The following is a 23640-nucleotide window of genomic DNA, read 5'->3' as shown; positions in this document are numbered from 1 at the left end:
TCGTAGAGCATTTTCCCGAGTGCACCAAGCGTGCGCGGGGAGAAGCACACTCAAGCGGCCTCTGCTGTGCCATTTAAACCATTAATAACTGTCATTACGAATATCAATTGGATTTCTTTTTTGCGATGCAGCATGATGCTCATGTCTCCTCTATTCTCCTCCAAGGATAGATTCAGCCCGCTTCCTTAGCGGGCTTTTTTTTTGCCCGCGTGCGCGCCGCCCCCGCTTGCGGATTTGGTGTAGGATTTCGTTCTTTTCGTTTAGATAACAATGCACATCCTGCCATGACCCAACCCGGACAACCCGCCCGCTCCTCCAGCACCTACGACTGGTCTGCCACCCGGCTCGGCGATCCCGGAGAATGGCCATGGCCCTTGCGCATGGCGGCCGACCTGCTGTTCAACCTGCCGCTACCGGCGCTGCTGGTGTGGGGCCGCGACATGACAGTGGTCTTCAACGAGCCCTACGCCGTGCTGGCCGGTCCCGGCTACGGCAAGCTCCCGGGCGGTAATGTCCCGCCGGTGCTGCCGCCGCCGCTCGCCGTGGCGGCTCAGGAACTCGAGCGCGCCTGGAATGGGGAAGCCGGCATCGCCGCGGCGCGCAGCTTCGGCTTTGCCGGCGCCGCCGGCGGAACGGAGCTCACGCAGAACCTGCACTTCACGCCGCTGCGCGCGGCCGACGGCAGCGTCGCCGGCGTGCTGTGCGTGCTGGCCCCGGCCACCGGCGCCGCCGGATCGGCCGAGGAAGCGGCGGCCGGTCCGCTGCGCATCCTGGTGGTCGAGGACAATGTCGACTCCCAATACCTGGTCTGCGAGATGCTGCGCGCCTTCGGCCACCACGCCGATGGCGTCGGCCACCCGGACGACGCGCTGAGCCGCCTGGCCGCCGGCCCCTACGACGTGCTGTTCACCGACGTCAGCCTGCCCGGCATGTCGGGCGTCGAACTGGCGCGCAAGGCGGTGGGCGAGGCCCCGGCCATGCAGGTGATCTTCGCCTCCGGCTACGGCGATACGCTGCTGCGCCACGTCGAATTCCCCTACCTGTCGCTGCAAAAGCCCTACGAACTCGACCAGCTGCAGGCGGCACTCGACAAGGTGGCCGGCCAGAAGCTGGCGCGCGGCTGAAGCGGGCAACGGTGTGTATCAAACCGGCTGCGCTGGGCTAGAATCCATGTACGGCTTGCCAAGTACGCAGGGCGGGACCGTCCGCGCCTCCCGCGCGGCAGGCCCTTGCGCACGACCACAGCCACGAAACATGATTCAAACCGCTCCTACCTGCAGCACCCCCCGACCCTCCGCGCCAGCCTGGCCCGGCGGCGCGACGGCACAGGAGCGGCGATGAGCGACGAGCTGAGCCAGGCCAGGGAAGCGCTGCGCCGCGCCAACGAGCGCATGGAAAACATGCTCGAGAGCCTGACCGACGGTTTCTGCGCCGTCGACCAGGAATGGCGTATCACCTACATCAACGGGCGCGCGCTCGAGATGCTGTCGCCGCTGCAGAAGGTACGCAGCGACCTGATCGGCCGCGACCTGTGGGACGCCTTCCCGGAACTGCGCGGCAGCGCGCTCGAAACCATCTATCGCAATGCCATGGAGCGCCATGCATCGGCGATCCAGGAATTCTTCTATCCGGCGCTGCGCCACTGGTTCGAGGTGCGCGCCCTGCCCTCGGCCGAGGGCCTGACCCTGTACTTCCAGGACATCGACCGCCGCAAGGCCGACCAGCAGGCCCTCCTGCTCGGCAACAGCCGCCTGCAGGTGGCGCTGGCCGCCGGCGGCCTGGGCGACTGGCGCTGGGATGCCGCCAGCGACCGCCTGGTGCTGGGCGAACGCGCCGCCGCGATCTTCGGCCTGCCTGCCGAGACCCCGCTGGCCTGGACCGAGCTGCGCGCCCGGCTCGACCCCAACGACCGCGAAGCCGTGCGGCGCGCGGTGTTGCAGGCCTTTGCCGGCCAGAGCGAAGTCGAACTCGAATGCCGCCTGCTGGGCGACGGCGGCGAAACCCGCTGGGTGACCCTGGTCGGACGCGCGGACTATGCCGAACCGAACCGCCGCGGCGGCGTGCTGGGCATGACCGGCGTGGTGCAGGACATCAGCGCCCGCAAGAGCGCCGAGGATACCCTGCGCCAGAGCGAGGAAGTGCTGCGCGCGCTGGCCAACACGATCCCGCAGCTGGCCTGGATGGCCCAGGCCGACGGCGCCATCGTCTGGTTCAACGAGCGCTGGTTCGACTACACCGGCACCACGCCCGACCAGGTGGTCGGCTGGGGCTGGCAATCGACCTGCGAGCCGACCGTGCTGCCGCTGGTGCTGGAACGCTGGCAGGCCAGCGTACGCAGCGGCGACCCCTTCGAAATGGAATACCCGATCCGCGGCGCGGACGGCAAGTACCGCTGGTTCCTGACCCGCGTGAACCCGGTGCGCGACCGCCACGGGCGGGTGGTGCGCTGGTTCGGCACGAATACCGACGTCGACGAGGTCAAGCGCGCCGAGCAGGCGCTGCGCGACGAGTCGCACGTGCTGGAACTGCTGAACAGCACCGGCAGCGCCCTGGCCTCCACGCGTGAACTGCATTCGCTGCTGCAGGCCGCCACCGACGCCGCCACCGGCATCGCCGGCGCGCGCCATGGCGCTTTCCTGTATCACGGACGCGATGGCGCGGACGGCAAGATGTTTTCGTTGTACACCGTGTCCGGCGCCAGCACCGCCGAATTCGAACCCTTCGGCGAGACCGGGCCGAACGCCCTGTTCGGGCCGGGCGTGGCGGCGCCGGGGCAGGCGCTGCAGGACGTCCTGCGTGCCGACGACATTGCCCAGGATCCGCGCTTTGCGGGCCACTCGCTGTTCGGCGTGCGCGCCGGCACGCCCGCCGGCCACCCGCCAGTGCGCAGCTACCTGGCGGTGCCGGTGATCGCGCACTCGGGCGAGGTGCTGGGCACCATGTTCTTCGGCCACCCGGAGCCGGGCGTGTTCACCGAGCGAACCGAGCGCATCGTGCGCGGCATCGCCGCCCAGGCCGCGGTCGCGATCGACAATGCACGCCTGTACGAAGCGGCCCAGCGCGCCGCCGAGGAGCGCAAGGTGCTGCTCGAAAACGAAAGGCTGGCGCGCCTGGACGCCGAGCGCACCAGCCAGATGAAGGACGAGTTCCTGGCCACCCTGTCGCACGAGCTGCGCACCCCCTTGTCCGCGATTCTCGGCTGGGCTCAGGTGCTGCGCCGCGGCGGCCGCGACCAGAACGACCTGGCCAAGGGCCTGCAGACGATCGAGCGCAACGCCCGCGCCCAGGCCCAGTTGATCGAAGACCTGCTGGACATGAGCCGCATCACCTCAGGCAAGGTGCTGCTCGACATGCAGGTGGTGGGACCGACCGGCTTCATCGACGCCGCCGTCGAGACCGTGCGCCCGGCGGCCGACGCCAAGAACATCCGCATCGAGAAGCATTTCGCCGCCGATCCCGGCATGATCGCCGGCGATCCGGCGCGCCTGCAGCAGGTGGTGTGGAACCTGCTGTCGAACGCCATCAAGTTCACGCCGCGCGACGGCCTGGTCGAAGTGCTGCTGACGCGCAACGACGCCAACGTGGTCATCACCGTGCGCGACAACGGCGCCGGCATCAAGCCCGAGTTCATCACCCACGTGTTCGAGCGCTTCCGCCAGGCCGACGCCTCGATGACGCGCCGCCACGGCGGCCTGGGCCTGGGCCTGTCCATCGTCAAGCAGCTGATCGAGCAGCATGGCGGCACGGTGCGCGCGGAAAGCGCTGGCGAAGGCCGCGGCGCCAGCTTCACCATTGAATTGCCGCTGGCCAAACAGCAGCCGGCGCCGGCCCGTTCTGCGCGCGCGGCCATGATCCTGCCGAACCCGAACCCGAACACGCCGGACATGACGGTGCGCAACCTCAACGGGGTGGATGCGCTGGTGGTCGACGACGACCGCGACAACCGCGAGCTGATCAATCGCATCCTGACCGATTGCGGCGCCACCGTGTATATCGCCGCCAGCGCGCGCGAAGCCTTCGCGCGTTTCAAGGAATCGGCGCCAAACCTCCTGATCAGCGATCTCGGCATGCCCGAGGTCGACGGTTTCGAGCTGCTCGACTGGGTGCGCCACCTGCCCAGGGAGCAAGGCGGCCAGGTCCCCGCCATTGCGCTGACCGCGTTTGCCCGCTCGGAAGACCGGCTGCGCGCCCTCGAAGCGGGTTTTTCCGCGCACATCTCGAAACCCGTCGAACCGAGCGAATTGATCGCCACCGTGGCCTCGGTAGTGGGGCCGACGGCGCCCTTGGTGCACCGTGTTGCAGCCCCTGCCATAGGGCAAAATGGCCTCCGCTAATGTGCGGTTGTTGTTCCTACCCACGCACGCGGCGCTGTCCTACAAGAAATTCTGCAGCCTTTGCTAGACTAGAAAAAGTTGCACTAGAGGTGGGTTCGGAGTAGTGTTGTCCGGGCCGTCAGCCTTGATTTGACGAGATTACGCATGCCAAGCCGCCAAGACATCCTGAACGCAAAGATTCTGGTCGTAGACGATTCGCCCGACAATATCGAACTGATGGAAGAGATATTGAAGGAGGAAGGCTACACCGATGTCAGCTCCACGATGCTGCCGGAGCAGGTATGCCCATTGCATCGCGAACACAACTACGATCTGATCCTCCTTGACCTGCAGATGCCTGGTTTGAATGGTTTCCAGGTGATGAAGGGTCTGAAAGAAATTGAACAAGGCGGTTATCTGCCGGTATTGGCGCTGACCGCCCAGCCCAGCTTCAAGATCGCGGCCCTCGAAGCCGGCGCCCGCGACTTCATCAGCAAGCCTTTCGATTTGCTCGAAGTGCACAAGCGCATCCACAACATGCTTGAAGTGCGCCTGCTCTACAAGGAGCTGGCCCAGTACAGCCGTGCCCAGCAGGAACTGGCGCTGCACGACGCCCTCACTGGCCTGCCGAACCGCCGCCTGCTCGAAGACCGTATCGAAACCGCCCTCCAGCACGCCAACCGCAACCACCACAAGGCGGCGGTGATGTACCTGGACCTTGACGGCTTCAAGGCGATCAACGACACCTATGGCCACGCCTACGGCGACGAGATCCTGAAAATGGTGTCGCAGCGCCTGCTGTCGAACTCGCGCAAGGAAGACACGGTGGCCCGCCTGGGCGGCGACGAATTCATCGTCCTGCTCGGCGACATCCATTGCCTGGCCGACGCCCAGGGGCCGGCCGCCAAGCTGGTCGAAGCCCTGTCCGAACCCTTCTTCATCAACGACCTGACCCTGCAGCTGTCGACCAGTATCGGCATCAGCATGTACCCGGACGACGCCGAGAATGTCACCGACCTGATCAGCATCGCCGACTACGCCCTCTACGAAGCCAAGCGCGGCGGCAAGAACCGCTTCTGCGCCAACGGCAGCGCCGCGCGCCAGGCGGCCCAGGCCGTGAAGCCGCAAGTGCCGGCGGTGACGCCGTCGGCGGCGCCTGAATTGGCGCAGCATCGCTGAGTACCTCCCGAGCACGGCAAACGCTCGAAAATAACCGCGAACCCGTCAACGTCGTCCCCGCGCAGGCGGGGACCCAAGTTTGCATGCGTATCGTTTGTTCGAGCAGAACTTGGAGGGAATAAAAAAACAGGCGCAGCCGTCACCAGCTGCGCCCGCTTCATTCAACAAATGAACAATCAGGCCGCGCCGGCCGTCTTGTCCCCGCCCGGTCCCAGTGCATTGGAACCGATGGCTTGCTGGTTGCTCGCCTCGATGGCGGCAGCTCCCTGGTGGTCCGAACTGGCGTCGACCTTCTCCGGCGGCACTTCGATGCGGGTGATGCTGGATTGGATGGACACCGGGTCGCTGGCCGGGAAGGTCATCTCGACGGCGTCGTCGATCAGGGCCTCCTTGGCCACATTGCCGCTCGGCTCGGCTTCGGCGAAGGCCATGGTGCGGATGGCACGGGCCCATTTGACGGCCTTGAGTTCAGCCAGTTCGCCGATGGTATTGATGCCGAATGCATCGCGCAGGGCGTTGGCCTGCTGCTCGGTCATGCCGCGAAGCGCCGTGACCGGCTGGTCGACCAGTTCGCGGAAGCATTTATCATGATGGGTATCATTTACGATGATTTGAATATTCATGTCTGTCCTTTCAAGTTGGCGCCCGTCTTCTTCACTATCTCATACCCTCTTGCGCCTCGTATGTGCGGCACCGAACCATGAATCAGGGACGCACGATTGGTTTTTTCGTCTTTATTCGCCCGTGTTATCATGATTAATTGCAACACTTTTTCTAGAATTATTTTGCAATGGAACACGCTCTGCTATCCTTTGCAAAGTTTGTGAATACAATGTATTGACCCCTCTGGTAAGAGCCGTGCCGAACACCGATAAACCGAAAATCCTCGTCGTCAACGACGATGCCGCCAGCCTGCTGGCGCTCACCAGCCTGCTCGATCAGTGGGCCGAGGAAAGCAATTACGACGTTTTGTCGGCCCGTTCGGGGCAGGACGCGCTGCGCCAGGTGCTGCGCCACGATTTCGCCGTCATCCTGCTGGACGTGAACATGCCGGGCATGGACGGCTTCGAGACCGCGGAGGCGATCCACCAGCGCCCGCGCTCGGCGGACATCCCGATCATTTTCGTGACGGCCTTCCTGGCCGATGAGATCGACCGCCTGAAGGCCTACCAGCGCGGCGCCGCCGACTTCCTGTTCACCCCGGTCATCCCGCAGGTGCTGCGCGCCAAGGTGCAGGTGTTCGTGGCGCTCGCCACCAAGAACGAGCAGCTCAAGCGCCAGGCGGAAAAGCTGTCCCAGCGCACCACCGAGCTGACCGCCACCAACAAGCGCCTCGTGCGCGAAATGGAAGAGCGGCGCGCGGCCGAGCGCAAGAGCAGCGCCAAGGACGAATTCCTGGCAATGCTGGGCCATGAGCTGCGCAATCCGCTGTCGGCCATCAGCAGCGCCTCTTCCCTGCTCGGCATGCCGGGCGCCGGCGCCGAGTCGGTCGGGCGCGCGCGCCTGATCATCCAGCGCCAGACCCAGCACCTGTCGCGCATCGTCGACGACCTGCTCGACCTGTCGCGTGCGATGTCGGGCAAGATCCTGCTGTCGAAAAAACGCATCGATATCGGGCCGCTGGTGTCGAGCTGCCTGGACACCTTCCGCGCCACCGGGCGCACCGCCGGCTACCAGCTGAGCAGCCGGATGAACGCCGGTTGGGTCGACGGCGACCCGACCCGTCTGGAGCAGATCGCCACCAACCTGATCGACAACGCGCTGAAATACACCCCCAGCGGCGGCGACATCGAGATCGCCGTCGACACCGTCGCCGAGGAAGTGGTGCTGACCGTGCGCGATTCCGGCGTCGGCATTTCGTCCGAGCTATTGCCGCACGTGTTCGACGTCTTCGTGCAGGGTTCGATCTCGATCGACCGCTCGCAGGGCGGCCTGGGCATCGGCCTGTCGCTGGTGCGGCGCCTGGTCGAGCTGCACGGTGGCAGCGTCAGCGCCACCAGCGCCGGCAGCGGCGGCGGTTCGACTTTCGAGATCCGCCTGCCGCGTACCGAGCCGGCCGTGGCGCAGGAAACGCCGGACGGCGCCGTTACTGCGTCCGCCAAACCGACCGTGCTGCTGATCGAAGACAATGACGATGGCCGCGAGATGATGGCGACCATGCTGGCTTCCTATGGGTATCCGGTGATCCAGGCGCGCGATGGCCTGGAGGGCGTGAAGCTGGCCACCGCCGAGCTGCCCGCGGTGGCCTTGGTCGACATCGGCCTGCCCGGCATCGACGGCTACGAAGTCGTACGCCGGCTGCGCCAGCATCCAGGCACCGCCGACATCCGCCTGATCGCCCTGACCGGCTACGGCCTGGCCGAAGACCAGCGCCGCGTGCTGGACGCAGGCTTCGACCTGCACCTGGTCAAACCGGTCGACCTGGCGACCTTGCTGGCGCGCCTCGCCGAACCGGCCACAAAGGCAGCCAGCCCGGCCAACGCCTGATTGAAACCCTGATTACAGGGTCGAGAGGATTTCCTGCTTGCGCTGCGCCATTTCCTGGCCCAGGGCTTTCATGTCCAGGCCGCTCTTCTTGGCCTGCTTGAACATTTCCTCTTCCTCTTCCTTGACGTGGTGCTCGATTTCTTCGCCGAGCACCTTGACCTTGGCGTCATACAGGTCTTCATCCGGGTCCATTTCCTGCAGCTGCTGGATCAGGTCCTTCGCGGCCTGGTGCTCGACCACGGCCTCGTCGACCATGTCGTCGGCATCCTTGACGTCCTCGCGCACGGCCGGATAGAAGATTTCTTCCTCGATCTGCGTGTGGGCGATCAGCGACTTGCAGATCTTTTCGACCAGCTTCTGCTTGCTGGCCTTGGCGCGGTCGCCCAGTTCCTCGAACTGCTTGAACATGTCCGAGACTTCGCGGTGGTCGGCGGTCAGCAGGGCGATCGCGTCCTGGCCGCTGATGTTTGCAGCGTGGATGGCGGCGTTTTTCGCGGCGTTAGCGGAAGTTGCATTCGACTTGGTGCTCATGGTATTCCCCCTCGTGATTGGATGGCTGCGCTTGTAGCAGTGGCACCAGCTTCGCCCAAGCGCGTCCTGCCGACTGTACGGAAACACACATTTCCATTTCCTGCGCGCCGCCTAGAGCCAAGCTGTTGTATCATTTTGGGAAACATTATTTGGTTGCTTTCATGAAAGCCTCGCTACCTCAAGCACCTTCACCCAATCAGGATGGCGACCCGGCCGCGCGCGTCGCGGAACTCACCGAACTGCTCGGCCACCTCACCACCTGCTGGGACGAGGAGCGGCGCCTGCTGGCGCGGCGCCTGCACGACAGCCTGGGCTCGTCGATGACGGCGCTGACCATGCACCTGGGCCTGCTGTCCTCGCATCTGAAGGAGCAGCCGCAGCGCGACCGCGCCGCGCAGATGAAGCAGCTGCTGAACAACATCATCGAAACCAACCGCAAGATGCAGCTGGCGCTGTGGAACGACAAGCTCGAATTCCTGGGCCCGAAGGCCGCGATCGCCGAGCTGGTCGTGGAATGGGGCCAGGAGCACGGCATCAAGGCGCGCGCCAGCCTGCCGGACGAAGAACCGGAATACTCGCGTGCCCAGGGCGTGGCCCTGCTGCGCGCCGCCGAGGAGGGCCTGCGCAACGTGGCCGCCCATGCGCAGGCCAGCGAGGTCGAGGTGATCCTGGACGACGATGGCGACCAGGCGATGCTGACCGTGCGCGACAATGGCGTCGGTGCGGCGGCGGATGCGGGGAGCTCGCTGAGCTGCCATGGGCTGCGGCTGCTGCGGGAGCGGGCCGGGCTGCTGGGTGGATCGATTAAGATCGGGCCGGGGCCGGAGGGTGGGACGGCGTTGACTCTGATACTGCCGAAGCAGTAAGGCCGTCATTCCCGCGAATTAACCACCGTCATTCCCGCGAAAGCGGGAATAGTGCCCCCGGCACTATTCCCTCCATGCGTCGCGTGCGTGCTAGCTCAGTATGGATTCCCGCTTTCGCGGGAAGTCGGGTCGGGCAATGCCCGGCACGACGGGCTAATGCAGCTTCACCAAAGGCGTAGTCCGCCGAATCAGGAAGCGCGCCACCGCCAGCACCCCGGTCCGCATCGACCCCAGAATCGCCTGGTGGTGCATCAGGTGCAGGCTCAAGTACATGATCCGCGCCAGGAAGCCCTCGACGAACCAGCTGGCGCGTAGCGAGCCCATCAGGTTGCCGACCGTGGTCTGGTGTCCGATCGACACCAGCGAGCCGTAATCCTTGTAGACATACGGGTCTTTCGGCGGCGCATGTCCCGCATTCACATTCATGAAGGTCTTCAGCAGGTAATCGGCCTGCTGGTGCGCGGCCTGGGCGCGCGGCGGGACCGGCTTGCCGCCGCCGTCGATGCAGGCGGCGCAGTCGCCCAGCGCATACACGCCATCCACGCCTTTTACACGCAGGCGGTCGTCGACTTCGATCGCCCCGCCCTTGTTGGTCGGCAAGCCGAGCGAGGCCAGGAATTCCGGCGCGCGGATGCCTGCGGCCCACACGCAGATATCGGACGGATAGACATTGCCTTCCTTGTCGATCACCTGGTGGGCGTCGATCTGCGTGACGCGGCAATCGGTGACGACGCGGATCGCGCGCTCGTCGAGCAGGCGCGCGGCCGAGGCAGACACCTTCTCCGGCAGCGGGGCCAGGATGCGCGGCGCGCCTTCCAGCAGGGTGATGCGCACGTCGCGCTGGACCTGCAGGCGATTGAAGCCGTAGGCGGCATAGGCGCCCGATGCTTCGCGCAACTCGGCGGCCAGTTCGACGCCGGTCGCGCCGCCGCCGATGATCACGATGTCCAGGCCGGTGGCGGGACTGTTTGGCTTCATGCCCGCATCGGTCACCGCGGCCGGGTTCGCCGTCAGGGTCGCTTCCGCGGTGGCGGCCCTTGCGCCCGCCCCCGCAGCATCGGCCGCGACGACGCCGGACTCGAAGCTGCCGGAACCGACCGCCTTGGCCACCGCCACGCCGGGATTCGACGCGCCCTCGCCCTTGGCTTCGGCCGCGCGCGCGAGCAGGCGCAACAGGCGCAGGCGGAAGCGTTCGGCGTCCTCGGTGGCGTTCAGGGATATCGTGTGTTCGCGCGCGCCGGGCACGCCGAAATAATTCGAGGTGCTGCCGACGGCAATCACCAGGGAACGGAAGGAAATCGTGCGCGCGGGAAAGATCTCTTCGCCATCGCTGGCGGCGTTCACCGCGCCCACGCTGATGGTCTTGCCGGCGTGATCGAGCGCCGTCATGGCGCCGTAGACGAAGGTGAAGCCGCGGTCGTGGGCCAGCATCTGATAGGACAGGCCCTCCTGGTGGATGTCCAGGGTGCCGGCCGCCACCTCGTGCAGCGAAGGCTTCCAGACATGGTAGAGCCGGCTATCCACCAGCATCACCTTGGACGGGCCCAGCTTGCGGCCCAGTTTGCAGGCGAGCTCCAGTCCGCCTGCCCCGCCTCCGACGATCACAATCTCGCTATGCAAAACTGCCTCCCTCGTAGCGCCCACCGAGCGTCTAACGAACCCATGGCCGCGTTGCGTTCGTCTCGCCGTACTTGCGTACTGTCTTCGACGAATGCGCCTTGCCCTGAGCTCGTTAGACGCCCGGACTGTCGGGCTAACAAGACCAGTTTACTACGAGGGCGGAATCGCCGCTGGCGCGGGCGTATTGACGGCCCGGGCGGCTTGGCCATCGCGGGCACGGTGTGCCCACGATTGCCAGGACAGGTTCTTAGTGGTGGCCGTGCCCGTTGCCATGGCCATTGCCGTGGCCTTCGCCATGACCGCGTCCGTGACCCTCGCCATGGCCGCGGCCATGATCTTCCCAGCGGCCGCCGTGATCGCGGCCGCGGTCGTGGCCACGATCATGGTCGCGGTACTCGACGCGCTCGACCACGCGCACCTCCGGACGGCGGTAGCCGCCGCCGTGGTAATGCTCGCGGTAGCGCGGCACATAGGTGTTGGTGTACCAGTCATCGCGCACGAACAGGACCCGGCGGCCGCAGGCGTCGTAACGGCCGCAGAACCTGGCCCAGTGCTTGCGATGGCCCGGCGGCACACGCAGGTAGACCGGCTCGGCCACGTAATACGGATCCTGGCGGATGATCACCGGCTGCGGCGCGTACAGCACCGGCCGCGGCGCGAAGTCGCCGATGTCGACACGGCCGTAGAAGCCGGGCTGGCCGACGCTGATGCTGACATTGGTCTGGGCCAGGGCCGGGAACGCTGCGCAGAGTGCGGCGCCGAAGATGATCGATTTCATGGCTTTCTCTCCATATAAGTATGTGGCGAGTTTACCAAAGGGAAAGTTGCATTCAGTTCGCTGCAACACATAATTACATCCGTTACCGATACAATGCCCGCTTTCCGTTTCTCAATCTTGAAGGCAGAACGATGTTCATGAAATATGTTCCCCTGGCAGCCGCCCTCCTCGCCGCCGGCGCCGCCCAGGCGCAGGTCGGCATTACCGCGGACCTCGGCACCACCGGCGCCGGCTTCCACGTCGTGGTCCCGATGGAGTCCAACCTGAACGGCCGCTTCGGCGCCAACTATTTCAAGCACGACTTCGACCGCAGCACCGGCCAGCTCGATTACACGCTCAAGGGCAAGCTGCAGACCTTCGACATCCTGTTCGACTGGTATGTCCGCGACGGCAGCCCCTTCCACCTGACCGGCGGCCTGGTCTACAACGGCAACCGCTTCGACGCCACCGCCAATCCCTTGCAAAACGGCCAGATCATCGTGAACGGCCACAGCTACACCGCCGCCGACATCGGCATCGTGAAGGGAAATATCGATTACCGCAAGGCCGCCCCCTATCTCGGCATCGGCTGGGGCAACGCCCTCGCTGCCACCAACAAGAACCACTGGAGTTTCAATGCCGACCTCGGCGCCTTCTTCCAGGGCAACCCGAACGTCAAGCTGGGCAGCTATGGCTGCACGGTCGCAAAGATCGTCTGCGACCTGCTGAACGAAGATATCGCCGCCGAGCGCCTGCGCCTGAAGGACGACATCGACAGTTTCAAGGTCTATCCGGTGCTGCGCGCCAGCCTGAACTACAGCTTTTGATTTATCCGGCATTCGGCGCTAGGATGTCTGCATGGAGGGGATCATGCACAATCATCCGCTGCGCTGGAGCCTGGTGCTCCTGGTCTGCCTGATGGCGGTGGCCTGCCAGGACCGGCGCGAGCCGGTCAAGCCGACCGTCGACCTGTCCGGCGGCGCCGTCACCGTATCCTGACACCGCGGGTCTCCGCGGTCTCGCCCGCCGCCTCTCATGGCGGCGCGGTACACTGTCGCCTTTTCACACTCTTTTCACCTCTTACAAGACCGCCTGCCCATGTCGTTCGCTTCGCTCGGCCTGATCGACCAGATCGTCCGCACCCTGTCCGCCCTTTCGTACAATTCGCCGACCCCGGTCCAGTCGCAGGCGATTCCCGCCGTGCTGGAAGGCCGCGACGTCATGGCCGCCGCCCAGACCGGTACCGGCAAGACCGCCGGCTTCGCCCTGCCGCTGCTGCAGCGCCTGGTCACGGACGGCATGCAGGTGAACAGCAACGCGGCGCGCGCCCTGGTGCTGGTGCCGACACGCGAACTCGCCGAGCAGGTCCACCAGAGCGTGCGCGCCTATGGCGAAGGCCTGCCGCTGCGCACGATGGTGGCCTACGGCGGCGTCAGCATCAACCCGCAGATGATGCGCCTGCGTAAAGGCGTCGACGTGCTGGTGGCCACGCCCGGCCGCCTGCTCGACCTGCAGCGCCAGAACGCGCTGCGCCTGAACCAGGTACAGACCCTGGTGCTGGACGAGGCCGACCGCATGCTGGATCTCGGCTTTTCGCGCGACATCGACCAGTTGCTGGCCCTGCTGCCGAAGCGCCGCCAGACCCTGCTGTTCTCGGCCACCTTCTCCGATCCGATCCGCGCGCTGGCGACGAAGCTGCTGCGCGACCCGGTCAGCATCGACGCCAGCCCGCGCAACACGACGGTGAAAGCGATCCGCCAGTGGATCGTCCCGGTCGACAAGAAGAGGAAGCCCGAGCTGTTCCTGCACCTGCTGAAGCGTCACGCCTGGCCGCAGGCACTGGCATTCGTCAAGACGCGCAAGGGCGTGGACCAGCTGGTCGAGCTCTTGGCGTCCAAAGGAATTTCGGCCGACTCGATCCACGGCGACAAGCCGCAGCCCGCACGCCTGCGCGCGCTCGACAGCTTCAAGGCCGGCGAAGTACGGATCCTGGTGGCGACCGACGTCGCCGCGCGCGGCCTCGATATCGACGAGCTGCCGGTGGTGGTGAACGTGGATTTGCCGATCGTGGCCGAGGATTACGTGCATCGCAGCGGCCGCACGGGCCGCGCCGGCGCCTCGGGCGAGGCGGTGTCGCTGGTCTGCGCCGACGAGGTGCAGCAACTGGCGGCGATCGAAGCCCTGACCGGCCAGACGCTCGAGCGCAAGGAAGAACCGGGCTTCTCGCCCGACCACCGCGTGCCGGAAACGAATGCCGGCGGCCAGATCGTCAAGAAGCCGAAAAAGCCGAAGAAGCCCAAACACGGGGCTTCTTCGGCCAAGGGCAATGCGCCGGTGTTACAGGAAGACGTGCGCTTCCGGCGTTGAGTTTCAAGCGCTTTACTGCGCCTTCATCTCCGCATCGATTTTCGACTGCTTGCTGGTATCGCGCATGAAAAAGCAGACGATCAGCGTGCAGGCGATCACCGCGGTCGCGTACCAGTAGAAGCCGCTCTCCATCTGCTCAGCCTTGAACCACAGCGCCAGGTACTCGGCGGTGCCGCCGAACACCGACACCGCGAAGGCGTAGGGCACGCCGACGCCGGTGGCGCGGATCGAGGCCGGGAACAGCTCGGCCTTCACCAGGGCGTTGATCGAGGTGTAGCCGGACACGATCATCCAGGCGCAGGCGATCAGGAGGAAGGCTTCCCACGGGCCGCTGGCGTGGCGGATGGCGGTCAGGAGCGGCACGGTGAACAAGGTGCCGAGCAGCGCGAAGCCCACCAGCAGCGGACGGCGGCCGATACGGTCGGACAGCGCGCCGTACAGCGGCTGCAGGCACATCGCGAACAGCAGCGAGGCAGCCGAGACGGCGGTGGTCTGGGCATCCGTCAGTCCGACCGACAGGCGCAGGAACTTCTGCATGTAGGTGGTGTAGACGTAGAAGGCCAGGGTGCCGCCCATGGTCAGGCCGACCACCAGCAGGACTTCCCGCGGATGCTGGGCCAGCTGCTTCAGGCCGCCCATCGATTTCGACTTTTTACGCGCGGCTTCGAAGGACTGGGTTTCCGGCATGTCGTGGCGCATGCGCAGGGCCAGCAACGCCAGGCAGGCGCCGGCAAAGAACGGGATGCGCCAGCCCCAGGCCTTCAGCTGGTCGGCGTCGAGCAGGAAGCGCTGCAGGACCAGCAGCAGGAGCAGCGCCATCAACTGGCCGCCGATCAGGGTCACGTACTGGAAGCTGGTGTAGAAGCCGCGGCGCTTCGAATCCGCCATCTCCGACAGGTAGGTGGCGCTGGCGCCGTACTCGCCGCCCAGGCTCAGGCCTTGCAGCAGGCGCGCCAGCAGCAGGATGCAGGGCGAGAGGATGCCGGCCGTCGCATAGGTCGGGGCGCAGGCGATCAGCAAAGAGCCGAAGCACATCAGCAGCACGGAAGTCATCAGCGCCTTCTTGCGGCCGAGGCGGTCGCCGATGTGGCCGAACAGGACGCCGCCGATCGGGCGCACGAAGAAGCCGAGGGCGAAGATGCCGGCCGTGGACATCATCTGCGCGGTCGGGTCCTGCTTCGGGAAGAAGGAACTCGCAAAATACAGAGCGAAGGCCGAATAGCAGTAGAAGTCGAACCACTCGACCAGATTGCCGGCGGAACCGACGAAGATCGCGCGCAGGCGCTTGCCGGAGATGCGCTCGCCGGCGTCGACATGGCCGTCGAGGGCCGGTTTTGTTGTGACAGTGTTCATTGTTGTCTCCTTTTCCAAGGGCTCCACTATCGCGGCCGTTTGGCCGGCGCGCATCCGCAATCTCGTCGCACCCTCCTCCGTAAAACTACGGAGAGCGGTTCTCAATCGACGCTGCAGCTGTTATCGTCTGCCGATGTTCATCACACATCATTGGCGCAAGCTCCTGGGCGCCGCGCTCGCGCTGGTCCTGATCGCGGTCGCCGGGAACCTGGCCGAGCAGCGCGAGCTGCAGTCCAGGACCGAGGCCCTGCGCCAGGCCGCCGCGGCGAACGCGCTCGGCCTGCGCGGCATCGTCGAGAAGCACAACTTCCTGCCGCACGCCGCCGCACGCCACCCGGACGTGCAGCAGCTGCTGCGCACGCCGCGCGACGCGCTTCTACAGGCGCGCGTCAACGACTACTTTGCCGACCTGCAGTCGACCACCGGCGCCGCCGCGCTCTACCTGGTCGACCGGCAGGGTTTGACCCTGGCCGCCAGCAACTGGAACCTGCCGTCCAGCTTCGTCGGCCAGTCCTACCGCCAGCGGCCCTATTTCGAAGACGCCCTGCAGGGCCGGCGCGGCCTGTTCTACGGGCTCGGGCTCACCACCGGCCAGTCCGGCCTGTTCATCGCGGAACCGGTGCGCGTGCAAGGCGCGATCATCGGCGTGATGGTGGTCAAGATCAGCCTGGAGCCCTTGCAGGCGGCCTGGATGCGCGGACCCGATCCGGTGCTGCTGCGGGACAGCCGTGGGATCGTGTTCCTGAGCGCCGTGCCGGCCTGGCTGTTCCGCGCGATCCGTCCCGTGCCCGCCGTGGATGCGCGCTGGGTGGCCGAGCACGGCCAGTATGGCAGCCGCAGCCGGTTCGAGGTCCTGCCATGGCAGATCGAGCCGCGCAGCGATACGCCGGGCTATGTCGTGCGCACCGAGGTGGATGGGCGCCGCATGAAGCTGCTGGCGCTCGACACGCCCTTGCCGGAGCTGGGCTGGACCCTGACCGTCACCACCGACATGAAGGAAGTGCTGCAGGCGCGCCAGGCCGCGCTCGCGCTCAGCGCGCTGGCGGTGGCGCTGCTGCTGCTCGGCGTGCTGTACTGGCGCCTGCGCGAAAAGCGTTTCGTCGAACAGCGCACGGCGCGCCTCGAACTCGAGCACCGGGTGGAAGAACGCACCCGCGACCTGCAGGAAGCCCACGCCTTCCGCAAGGCGATGGAAGACTCGCTACTGGTGGGCATGCGCGCCCGCGACCCGGAAGGCAAGATCATCTACGTGAACCCGGCCCTGTGCGCGATGGTCGGCTACAGCGCCGAGGAACTGCTGGGCCGCCGGCCTCCCTACCCCTACTGGCACCCGGACGACCTCGAAAAGCAGGCCCGTGAAAGCGACGACGCCCTGCAGGGACGGGCCGCGCCGCACGGCTTCGAATCGCGGATCCGCCACAAGGACGGACACGACGTGGTCACCATGGTCTACGCGGCGCCGCTGGTCGACGCCCAGGGCGTGCACCGCGGCTGGATGAGCTCCGTGGTCGACATCACCGCGCAGAAGCAGGCCGAGGCCCGGCAGCGCGACCAGGAACTACGGCTGCAGCGCAGCGCGCGCCTGGCGAGCGTCGGCGAGATGGCCTCCACGCTGGCGCACGAGCTGAACCAGCCGCTGATGGCGCTGTCGAACTTCGCCGTGGCGGCGCGGGCGCTGGCCGCGCGCGGATCCGCGGACATGCTGCCCGGGGCGCTGGACGAGATCGTCGAGCAGGCCAAGCGCGCCAGCGAAATCGTCAAGCGGGTGCGCGCCTTCATCAACCCGCAACGGGCCCATTACGAAAGCCTGACCATGGACAGCGTCGTCACCCATGTCGAGACCTTGCTGAAGCCGGAGCTGCAAGCGCACGGCGTCACGCTGCGCCTGATGCTGGAAGGCGCGGACGCGCCGCTGCGCGGCGACCGGGTGCTGCTCGAGCAGGTCCTCGTCAACCTGATCCACAATGCCATGCACGCGATGCAGGACCAGGCCGGGCGCCGCGTCATCGAGCTGGACACCCGGCGCGCCGAGGAGGGATTGCGCGTCACCGTCGCCGATCACGGCCCGGGCATTCCGCCCGAGCAGCTCGAGCAGGTGTTCGCGCCCTTCTTCACCACCCGGCCCGACGGCCTGGGCCTGGGACTCAACATCTGCCGCACCATCGTCGAAGCCCACGGCGGTTTCATGAGCGTCGAAAACCGCATCGGCCGCGGCGCCGCCTTTTCCTTCACGCTGCCTGCGCTACCATGAGCACAATGAAAGACCTGCCACTGACCCTGTACGTCGTCGACGACGATGAAGCCCTGCGCCGTTCGCTGCTCCTGCTGCTGTTTTCGCAGGGCCTGGCAGTGCAGGCCTTCGAGTCCGGCGAAGCCTTCCTCGACGCCGTCGACATGCGCCAGCCCGGCTGCGTGATCCTCGATTTGCGCATGGGAGGGATGAGCGGCCTGGCCGTGTTCGAACGCCTGCTGGCCGAGCACAGCCCGCTGGTGACCCTGTTCCTGTCCGCGCACGGCGACATCCCGACCGCGCTGGAAGCGGTGCGGCGCGGCGCCTGGGACTGGGTCGAAAAGCCGGACACCGAGCAGCTGCTCGACAAGCTGCCGGCCGCCATCGCCCAGGCCAGAGCCCGTGCCCAGGCGCTGCGCCTGTGGGCCGAGCTGACGCCGCGCGAGCGCGAAGTGGCGCGCCTGGTGGGACTCGGGCAGCCGAACAAGGAGATCGCGCGCATCCTGGTGCCGCCCTGCGGCCCGCGCTCGGTGGAAACCCACCGCGCCAACATCTTCAGCAAGCTGCAGTGCGCCAACGACAATGAACTGGGCCGCTGGCTGGCGGCCCATCCCTGGCTGGACTAGAGAGCGCCCACGAAATTCTGGATCAGACGGTTGAACGACGCAGGATGCGTGACGTTCATGCCGTGCGAGGCCCCGGCGATGGTCTGCTTTTCCGCCTGCGGGATCCACTCCGCCAGCCGGTCGACGTTGTTGCGGTACATGCGCGGGCTGCGTTCGCCCGCGATCAGCAGGGTCCTGCACTGGATTTCGGCCGCATCGCTGCGGGTATAGGCGGGCAAGGGATCGCGGAACTGCTTCGGCAGCGTGGCCGCGTTGTCGGCCGCCATCGTGCGGAACTGGGACGAGCTGCGGCGCCAGATGCCCGGCATGCTGACCGAGTCGACGAACATTTCCAGTCCGGCCTCGATGTCCCCCTGCGCAATGAGGTCCGCAACCTCCGCGCGCAGGCGTTCGGTGGCCGGTGGGAGCGCCGCCGGTGGCGTGCCCTCGATCTGCAGCGGGCCGCCCGGATCGGCGAGCGTCAGCGTCTTGACCAGCTGCGGATACTGGCGCGCCAGGTGGAAGGCGACGCAGCCGCCGCGCGAGTGACCCACCAGATGCACCGGGCCGAGATGCATCGCCGCGATGAAGCCGGCGAGTTCGTCGGCGTGCGCCTGCCAGCCGAATGCGCCCTGCGCGAACGCATCGGCGGCCGGCCAGTAGTGGCTGAGGCTGACCGAAATGCACTTGAACTGCTTGGCCAGAACGGCAGTCTGGCTGTTCCAGTAGCGGTAGTCGCATAGCGAACCGTGCACGAACAGCAGCGGTTCGCCGGCGCCGGTGGCGACATGGGGCATGTGGATGTTGACGCGTGCGTTCATGGTGTTGCTCCTTTGACGCTACTATGCCCGACACACGAGACTAAGAAAATCGCATAATATTGATCGTACCTATTCGATTATCTGATACCGCATGAAAGCACTCGACCTGGACGTGCTGGCCATGATCGTCGCCGTGGCCGACACCGGCAACATCAGCCGCGCGGCGGAAGTCGTGCATCGCTCGCAGTCGGCGGTGAGCATGCAGATCAAGACGCTCGAGACGGCGCTCGGCAAGCCGCTGTTCGTGCGCAAGCCGCGCAGCGTGACGCCGACCCAGGACGGCGAAGTCCTCCTGAGCTTCGCGCGGCGCATGCTGGCCCTGCGCGACGAGGCCTGGGCCGCGGTGGTGCGGCCTGACATCACCGGCCGCGTCGTCATCGGCGTGCCCGACGACTATGCCTCGTCGCTGCTGCCGGGGATCCTGAAGAAGTTTTCCGCGACCTACCCGAAGGTCGAGATCCAGGTGGTCGGCCTGCCCAGCGTGGCGCTGGCGCCGATGGTGAAGGACGGCTCGGTGGACCTGGTGTGCGCGACGCGCGTAAAAGGGCTGAGCGGGGAATTCGTCCGCTTCGAGCCGATGGTGTGGGCCTCGAATCCGAGCGCCCAGGCGATCTGGAAGGAGCGCCCGCTGCCGATCGCGGTCTTCCTGCCCGGAAGCGTGGCGCGCGAAAACGCGATCCGCAGCCTGGAACGGGCGAAGATCCCCTACCGGACCTCCTATGAGAGCCCCAGCCTCATGGGCCTGCTTAGCATGGTCGAGGCGGGACTGGCGGTGGCGCCGCTGGCGCGCTGCGCGGTGCCCGGCCATCTGAGCCTGCTCGGCCAGGCCCAGGGCTTGCCGGACATCGACCCGCTGGAAGTGATCCTGGCGCGCAGCAGCAAATCCAAAAGACCGCCATGCGATTTCCTGGCCGAGAAAATCATGTCCGAACTGCGGCGCTGAATCGGCTATGCTATCGAAATTGTCATCCAGCAAGTTATCGTCATGCAAATCTTCGGAATCGGCCTCCACATCCTCGTCGCCATCTTCTTCGCGATCCACGTCGTGCGTACCGGACGCGAAATGTACTGGCTGCTCGTGCTCTTCATCTTCCCGCTGCTGGGCAGCATCGTCTACTTCTTCGCCGTGTTCCTGCCCGCCTCGCGCTTCGACCAGTCGGCGGCCAAGGCCGGCCGTGCGCTGCAGGCCACCCTGGACCCGGGCCGCGAAGTGCGCGACGCGCAGCGCGCCTTCGAGCTGACGCCGACCGCGCACAACCAGATGCGCCTGGCGAAGGCCCTGCTGGAAACCGGCCAGGCCGCCAAGGCCGCCGAACAATACGAAGCCTGCCTGCAGGGGCCCTTCGCACGCGATGCCGAACTGCGCCTGGGTGCCGCCCGCGCGCGCCTGGCCAGCGGCAACACGGCGGGCACGATCGCGCTGCTGGAATCGCTGGCCGCCGAGCAGCCGGGCTTCCGCCCCGAGCAGGTCGGCATCCTGCTCGGCCAGGCCTACGCCGCGGCCGGCCGCCAGGACGAAGCCGGCTCGCAGTTCGCCGCCGCGGCCCAGCGCTCGGGCAGCCTGGAAGCGCGCGCCGAACTGGCCATCTGGGCGCTCGCCAACGGCAAGCCGCACATCGCCGAGCCGGAACTGCAGGAGATCGAGCGCACCCGCAAGCACATGCCGGGGCACTCGCGCAAGCTGAACGCGGATTTGTTCAGGCGCGTGGATGCGGCGCGGGCGCAGGCACGCTGAGTCCGGGCACCGCCGCGCTCAGCGCAAGCTCAGCCAGAACTTGCGCACGCCCTCATCTTCGTCCAGCGGCCCCACCGTAAAGCCCAGTTTCTTCACCAGTCCGATCACCGGCGCGTTTTGCGGCAGCGCCTCGCCGACGATCTCGCGGGTGCCGCGCGCGCGGCAGTAGGCGATCAGCTTGTCCATCAGCAGGCGGCCCAGGCCTTTGCCCTTCAGGTCCGAGCGCACCGTCACCGCGAACTCCGCGCTGATATTGTCCGGGTCCGCCACTACCCGGCCCACGCCCAGTGTTTCGTCATGGCCGTCCGGTCCGGGGCGGGTGGCGATGAAGGCCATCTCGCGGTCGTAGTCGATCTGCGTGAAGCGCGCCAGCTGGGCCGGCTGCAGCTCGCGCACGCGCACGAACATGCGGTAGCGGACGTCGTCCGGCGTGAGGGCATTGAAGAAGGCGACGTGGGCCGGGCCGTCCTCGGGGCGGATCGGGCGCAGCAGCACTGTGCCTTCGGCCCAGGGCAGCACCTCTTCCAGCTCGGCCGGATAGGGACGGATCGCCAGCCGGTCCAGCGTGGAGCCCGAGCGGTCGGCCATGGCGATGCGCATGCGCGCGTCCAGCACCACGGCGCCGCGGCTGTCGGCCAGCAGCGGGTTGATGTCCAGTTCGACGATCTCCGGCACGTCGGCGACGAGGCGCGAGACCTGCACCAGCACCGCCTCGATCGCGGCCATGTCCGCCTTCGGGTGATTGCGGTAGCCCTCGAGCAGGCGCGCAACACGGGTACGCGCTACCAGTTCCTGCGCCAGCACCGTGTTCAGCGGCGGCAGCGCCACCGCGTGGTCGGCCGCTGCTTCGACCGCGAGGCCGCCCTGGCCGAACAGGATCACCGGTCCGAACACGGGGTCGGTGGCGGCGCCCGCGATCAGCTCGTGGGCTTCGGGATTCCGCGCCATCGCCTGCACGATGAAGCCTTCCAGGCGCGCGCCCGGCTGCAGCTCGGCCAGGCGGCGGCGCATGCGCTCGGCCGCGGCCAGCACCGCTTCCGCGTTGTCGAGGTCAAGCGTGACGCCGCCGACGTCGCTCTTCTGCGCCACATCCGGCGACAGGATTTTCACCGCCACCGGATAGCCGATCTCGCCGGCCGCGCGCACCGCGTCCTCGGGCGTGGCGGCGGCGCGGGTCGGCACCACCGGGATGCCGTAGGCTTCGAGGATGGCCTTGGTGTCCGGGTCGGCCAGCATGTAGCGGCCCTTCGCCAGCGCCTCGCGCACCAGGCGCCGCGCCTTCTCCCTGTCAGGCTCGCCGTCGCCGACCGAGGCCGGCACCTGCATCAGCAGGCTCTGGCTCTCGCGATAATGCACGATCTGCAGGAAGCCATTCACGGCATCTTCGGGCGTGCGGTAGGCCGGCATGCCGGCATCCGCGGCAATGGTGCGCGCCTCCAGCACCGACTGCACGCCCAGCCAGCAGCCCAGCACATTGCGGGACGACGCCTTGGCCAGCGGCGCCACCGCGCGCGCCACGTCAGCCGGGTCCACCACCGCGTTCGGCGCGTGGATCATCAGCACGGCGTTGGCGCCGGAATCCTGCAGCAGGACTTCGATGACGTCGTGGTAGCGCTCGGGCGGGGCGTCGCCGCGCAGGTTGAGCGGACCGTCGCCGCGCCATTCCGGCACCATGTCGCGCAGTTTTCGCACGGTGTCCTCCTGCAGCACGGCCGCATGGCCGCCGCCGTACTGCAGCGCGTCCAGCGCCAGCACCACCGGCCCGGCGCCGTTGCCGAGGATGGCGAGGCGCTCGCCGTACAGGGGCTTGGCGCGCGCCAGGGTTTCGACCGCCGCGAACAACTGCTCGGTGGTGTACACGCGCAGCATGCCAGCGCGCCGGATCGCGGCGTCGTAGACGTCGTCCGGGGTCGCCAGCACGCCGGACAGGCAGGCGCCGGCGGTGGCAGCTTCCAGCGAACGGCCGGCCTTCAGCACCAGGGTCGGCTTGCTGCGCGCCGCCGCCCGCGCCGCGGACATGAACTTGCGCGCATAGCGCAGGCTCTCGACGTGCAGCAGGATGGCGCTGGTGCCGCCGTCGCTGGCCAGGTAGTCGAGCACATCGCCGAAGTCCACGTCGGCGGATTCGCCCAGCGAGACGAAGCTGGAAAAGCCGATGCCGCGCGTGCGCGCCCAGTCCAGCACCCCGGTCATCAGCGCACCCGATTCCGACACGAAGGCGATCCGCCCCGGCGTGGCCCCGCCCGCGGCAATGCTGGCGTTCAGCTTGACACCCGGCGCCAGCAGGCCCGCGCTGTTGGCGCCGAGGATGCGCAGCAAATAGGGATTGGCCGCATCCAGCATCGCCTGCTTCAGGCTGCGCCCGCGCGCGTCGCGGCCGGTGGCGACGCCGGCGCTCATCACGATGGCGGCGCGGGTGCCCAGTTCGCCGAGCGCGCGCACGATGCCGGGTACGGTGTGCGGCGGGGTACAGATGATCGCGAGTTCCGGCGCCGCCGGCAGGCTGGCGACGTCGGGCCAGGCGCGCAGGCCGCCGATGCTGTCGTACTTCGGGTTGACCGGATACACCTGGCCCTTGAAACCGCCTTCGCGCAGGTTGCGCAGCATGGTGGCGCCGACGCTGCCCGGGCGTTCGGTGGCGCCGACCAGGGCCACGGACCTGGGCGCGAACAGCTGGCGCAGGTTACGGACGCTCATGCCGGGCTCCCCCAGCCGTGCAAGCCGATGGTGTCGAATTGGCTACACTGGTCCCAACAGAAAACAAGGCACAGGACCA

19 protein-coding genes are annotated in these 23640 nt (G+C 66.9%); 12 read left to right on the top strand and 7 right to left on the bottom strand.

The features are described 5' to 3' along the window. Positions 1-284 precede the first annotated feature (284 nt). The 3 genes from LQV39_RS19565 to LQV39_RS19555 all read left to right on the top strand — a co-directional run bounded on the left by LQV39_RS19565 (position 285) and on the right by LQV39_RS19555 (position 5492). Positions 285-1124 (top strand): response regulator, encoded by an 840-nt coding sequence (locus tag LQV39_RS19565; RefSeq protein ID WP_230027813.1) that lies wholly within the window; start codon positions 285-287, stop codon positions 1122-1124. A 213-nt stretch (positions 1125-1337) separates the two neighbouring features. After that, positions 1338-4334, top strand: a complete 2997-nt coding sequence (locus LQV39_RS19560) for an ATP-binding protein (RefSeq protein WP_230027812.1) — start codon at positions 1338-1340, stop codon at positions 4332-4334. Between the two features lie 144 nt (positions 4335-4478). Further along, complete coding sequence (locus LQV39_RS19555) at positions 4479-5492, top strand: diguanylate cyclase domain-containing protein (protein ID WP_230027811.1); 1014 nt, start codon at positions 4479-4481, stop codon at positions 5490-5492. A 176-nt stretch (positions 5493-5668) separates the two neighbouring features. On the opposite strand, the gene LQV39_RS19550 is transcribed toward LQV39_RS19555, so the two are convergent. Further along, the gene (locus LQV39_RS19550; RefSeq protein WP_230027810.1) at positions 5669-6115 is read right to left on the bottom strand and encodes a hypothetical protein; all 447 of its coding nucleotides are present in this window, start codon (positions 6113-6115) and stop codon (positions 5669-5671) included. Positions 6116-6350: 235 nt separating this feature from the next. Here LQV39_RS19550 and LQV39_RS19545 point away from each other — a divergent pair, with 235 nt between their 5' ends. Further along, a complete protein-coding gene (locus LQV39_RS19545; protein ID WP_230027809.1) occupies positions 6351-7979 on the top strand; it encodes a response regulator in 1629 nt (542 codons plus the stop codon). Between the two features lie 12 nt (positions 7980-7991). Here the strand turns inward: LQV39_RS19545 and LQV39_RS19540 are convergent, their stop codons facing one another. Continuing rightward, complete coding sequence (locus LQV39_RS19540; RefSeq protein ID WP_290368612.1) at positions 7992-8510, bottom strand: hemerythrin domain-containing protein; 519 nt, start codon at positions 8508-8510, stop codon at positions 7992-7994. Positions 8511-8671: 161 nt separating this feature from the next. Between LQV39_RS19540 and LQV39_RS19535 the strand changes: the two genes are divergently transcribed. Then, positions 8672-9376 carry a sensor histidine kinase gene (locus LQV39_RS19535; RefSeq protein WP_230027808.1) on the top strand — a complete coding sequence of 235 codons (705 nt, stop codon included), beginning with the start codon at positions 8672-8674 and terminating at the stop codon, positions 9374-9376. 153 nt (positions 9377-9529) lie between these two features. Here LQV39_RS19535 and LQV39_RS19530 read toward each other — a convergent pair whose 3' ends face one another. Both LQV39_RS19530 and LQV39_RS19525 read right to left on the bottom strand, forming a co-directional pair. Beyond that, positions 9530-10996 (bottom strand): NAD(P)/FAD-dependent oxidoreductase, encoded by a 1467-nt coding sequence (locus LQV39_RS19530; protein WP_230027807.1) that lies wholly within the window; start codon positions 10994-10996, stop codon positions 9530-9532. A gap of 247 nt (positions 10997-11243) precedes the next feature. After that, positions 11244-11774, bottom strand: coding sequence for a hypothetical protein (locus LQV39_RS19525; RefSeq protein WP_230027806.1), 531 nt, complete (start codon positions 11772-11774; stop codon positions 11244-11246). A gap of 137 nt (positions 11775-11911) precedes the next feature. Between LQV39_RS19525 and LQV39_RS19520 the strand changes: the two genes are divergently transcribed. The 3 genes from LQV39_RS19520 to LQV39_RS19515 all read left to right on the top strand — a co-directional run bounded on the left by LQV39_RS19520 (position 11912) and on the right by LQV39_RS19515 (position 14120). After that, positions 11912-12580: a hypothetical protein gene (locus LQV39_RS19520; RefSeq protein ID WP_230027805.1), complete on the top strand. Its 669-nt coding sequence runs from the start codon at positions 11912-11914 to the stop codon at positions 12578-12580. Positions 12581-12623: 43 nt separating this feature from the next. Then, positions 12624-12752, top strand: coding sequence for a hypothetical protein (locus LQV39_RS26430; RefSeq protein ID WP_290368611.1), 129 nt, complete (start codon positions 12624-12626; stop codon positions 12750-12752). Between the two features lie 99 nt (positions 12753-12851). After that, entirely contained in the window at positions 12852-14120 is a 1269-nt protein-coding gene (locus LQV39_RS19515) for a DEAD/DEAH box helicase (RefSeq protein ID WP_230027804.1), read from the top strand. A gap of 12 nt (positions 14121-14132) precedes the next feature. Here LQV39_RS19515 and LQV39_RS19510 read toward each other — a convergent pair whose 3' ends face one another. Then, entirely contained in the window at positions 14133-15473 is a 1341-nt protein-coding gene (locus LQV39_RS19510) for an MFS transporter (protein ID WP_230027803.1), read from the bottom strand. Between the two features lie 133 nt (positions 15474-15606). Here LQV39_RS19510 and LQV39_RS19505 point away from each other — a divergent pair, with 133 nt between their 5' ends. After that, a complete protein-coding gene (locus LQV39_RS19505; RefSeq protein ID WP_230027802.1) occupies positions 15607-17724 on the top strand; it encodes an ATP-binding protein in 2118 nt (705 codons plus the stop codon). 5 nt (positions 17725-17729) lie between these two features. Continuing rightward, on the top strand, positions 17730-18329 hold the full coding sequence (locus LQV39_RS19500) for a response regulator transcription factor (RefSeq protein WP_230027801.1): 600 nt from the start codon (positions 17730-17732) through the stop codon (positions 18327-18329). On the opposite strand, the gene LQV39_RS19495 is transcribed toward LQV39_RS19500, so the two are convergent. Then, the gene (locus tag LQV39_RS19495) at positions 18326-19129 is read right to left on the bottom strand and encodes an alpha/beta fold hydrolase (protein WP_230027800.1); all 804 of its coding nucleotides are present in this window, start codon (positions 19127-19129) and stop codon (positions 18326-18328) included. The genes LQV39_RS19500 and LQV39_RS19495 overlap by 4 nt on opposite strands. 91 nt (positions 19130-19220) lie before the next feature. Here LQV39_RS19495 and LQV39_RS19490 point away from each other — a divergent pair, with 91 nt between their 5' ends. After that, positions 19221-20072, top strand: coding sequence for a LysR family transcriptional regulator (locus tag LQV39_RS19490; protein ID WP_230027799.1), 852 nt, complete (start codon positions 19221-19223; stop codon positions 20070-20072). A gap of 42 nt (positions 20073-20114) precedes the next feature. Beyond that, positions 20115-20864, top strand: coding sequence for a hypothetical protein (locus LQV39_RS19485; protein WP_230027798.1), 750 nt, complete (start codon positions 20115-20117; stop codon positions 20862-20864). Between the two features lie 18 nt (positions 20865-20882). Here the strand turns inward: LQV39_RS19485 and LQV39_RS19480 are convergent, their stop codons facing one another. Next, positions 20883-23561, bottom strand: a complete 2679-nt coding sequence (locus LQV39_RS19480) for a GNAT family N-acetyltransferase (protein ID WP_230027797.1) — start codon at positions 23559-23561, stop codon at positions 20883-20885. Positions 23562-23640 lie beyond the last annotated feature (79 nt).

The organism is Massilia sp. Bi118 (assembly GCF_918697865.1).
Lineage (GTDB): Bacteria > Pseudomonadota > Gammaproteobacteria > Burkholderiales > Burkholderiaceae_D > Telluria.
Note: the sequence above shows the minus strand (reverse complement) of the source record. Positions and strands in the feature narration are given on the sequence as shown.

Excerpts from the sequence above, each read along its gene's own strand:
- LQV39_RS19565 (WP_230027813.1), top strand. The coding sequence starts at position 285 with ATGACCCAACCCGGACAACCCGCCCGCTCCTCCAGCACCTACGACTGG.
- LQV39_RS19560 (WP_230027812.1), top strand. The coding sequence starts at position 1,338 with ATGAGCGACGAGCTGAGCCAGGCCAGGGAAGCGCTGCGCCGCGCCAAC.
- LQV39_RS19555 (WP_230027811.1), top strand. The coding sequence starts at position 4,479 with ATGCCAAGCCGCCAAGACATCCTGAACGCAAAGATTCTGGTCGTAGAC.
- LQV39_RS19550 (WP_230027810.1), bottom strand. The coding sequence starts at position 6,115 with ATGAATATTCAAATCATCGTAAATGATACCCATCATGATAAATGCTTC.
- LQV39_RS19540 (WP_290368612.1), bottom strand. The coding sequence starts at position 8,510 with ATGAGCACCAAGTCGAATGCAACTTCCGCTAACGCCGCGAAAAACGCC.
- LQV39_RS19535 (WP_230027808.1), top strand. The coding sequence starts at position 8,672 with ATGAAAGCCTCGCTACCTCAAGCACCTTCACCCAATCAGGATGGCGAC.
- LQV39_RS19525 (WP_230027806.1), bottom strand. The coding sequence starts at position 11,774 with ATGAAATCGATCATCTTCGGCGCCGCACTCTGCGCAGCGTTCCCGGCC.
- LQV39_RS19520 (WP_230027805.1), top strand. The coding sequence starts at position 11,912 with ATGAAATATGTTCCCCTGGCAGCCGCCCTCCTCGCCGCCGGCGCCGCC.
- LQV39_RS26430 (WP_290368611.1), top strand. The coding sequence starts at position 12,624 with ATGCACAATCATCCGCTGCGCTGGAGCCTGGTGCTCCTGGTCTGCCTG.
- LQV39_RS19515 (WP_230027804.1), top strand. The coding sequence starts at position 12,852 with ATGTCGTTCGCTTCGCTCGGCCTGATCGACCAGATCGTCCGCACCCTG.
- LQV39_RS19510 (WP_230027803.1), bottom strand. The coding sequence starts at position 15,473 with ATGAACACTGTCACAACAAAACCGGCCCTCGACGGCCATGTCGACGCC.
- LQV39_RS19505 (WP_230027802.1), top strand. The coding sequence starts at position 15,607 with ATGTTCATCACACATCATTGGCGCAAGCTCCTGGGCGCCGCGCTCGCG.
- LQV39_RS19500 (WP_230027801.1), top strand. The coding sequence starts at position 17,730 with ATGAAAGACCTGCCACTGACCCTGTACGTCGTCGACGACGATGAAGCC.
- LQV39_RS19495 (WP_230027800.1), bottom strand. The coding sequence starts at position 19,129 with ATGAACGCACGCGTCAACATCCACATGCCCCATGTCGCCACCGGCGCC.
- LQV39_RS19490 (WP_230027799.1), top strand. The coding sequence starts at position 19,221 with ATGAAAGCACTCGACCTGGACGTGCTGGCCATGATCGTCGCCGTGGCC.
- LQV39_RS19485 (WP_230027798.1), top strand. The coding sequence starts at position 20,115 with ATGCAAATCTTCGGAATCGGCCTCCACATCCTCGTCGCCATCTTCTTC.
- LQV39_RS19480 (WP_230027797.1), bottom strand. The coding sequence starts at position 23,561 with ATGAGCGTCCGTAACCTGCGCCAGCTGTTCGCGCCCAGGTCCGTGGCC.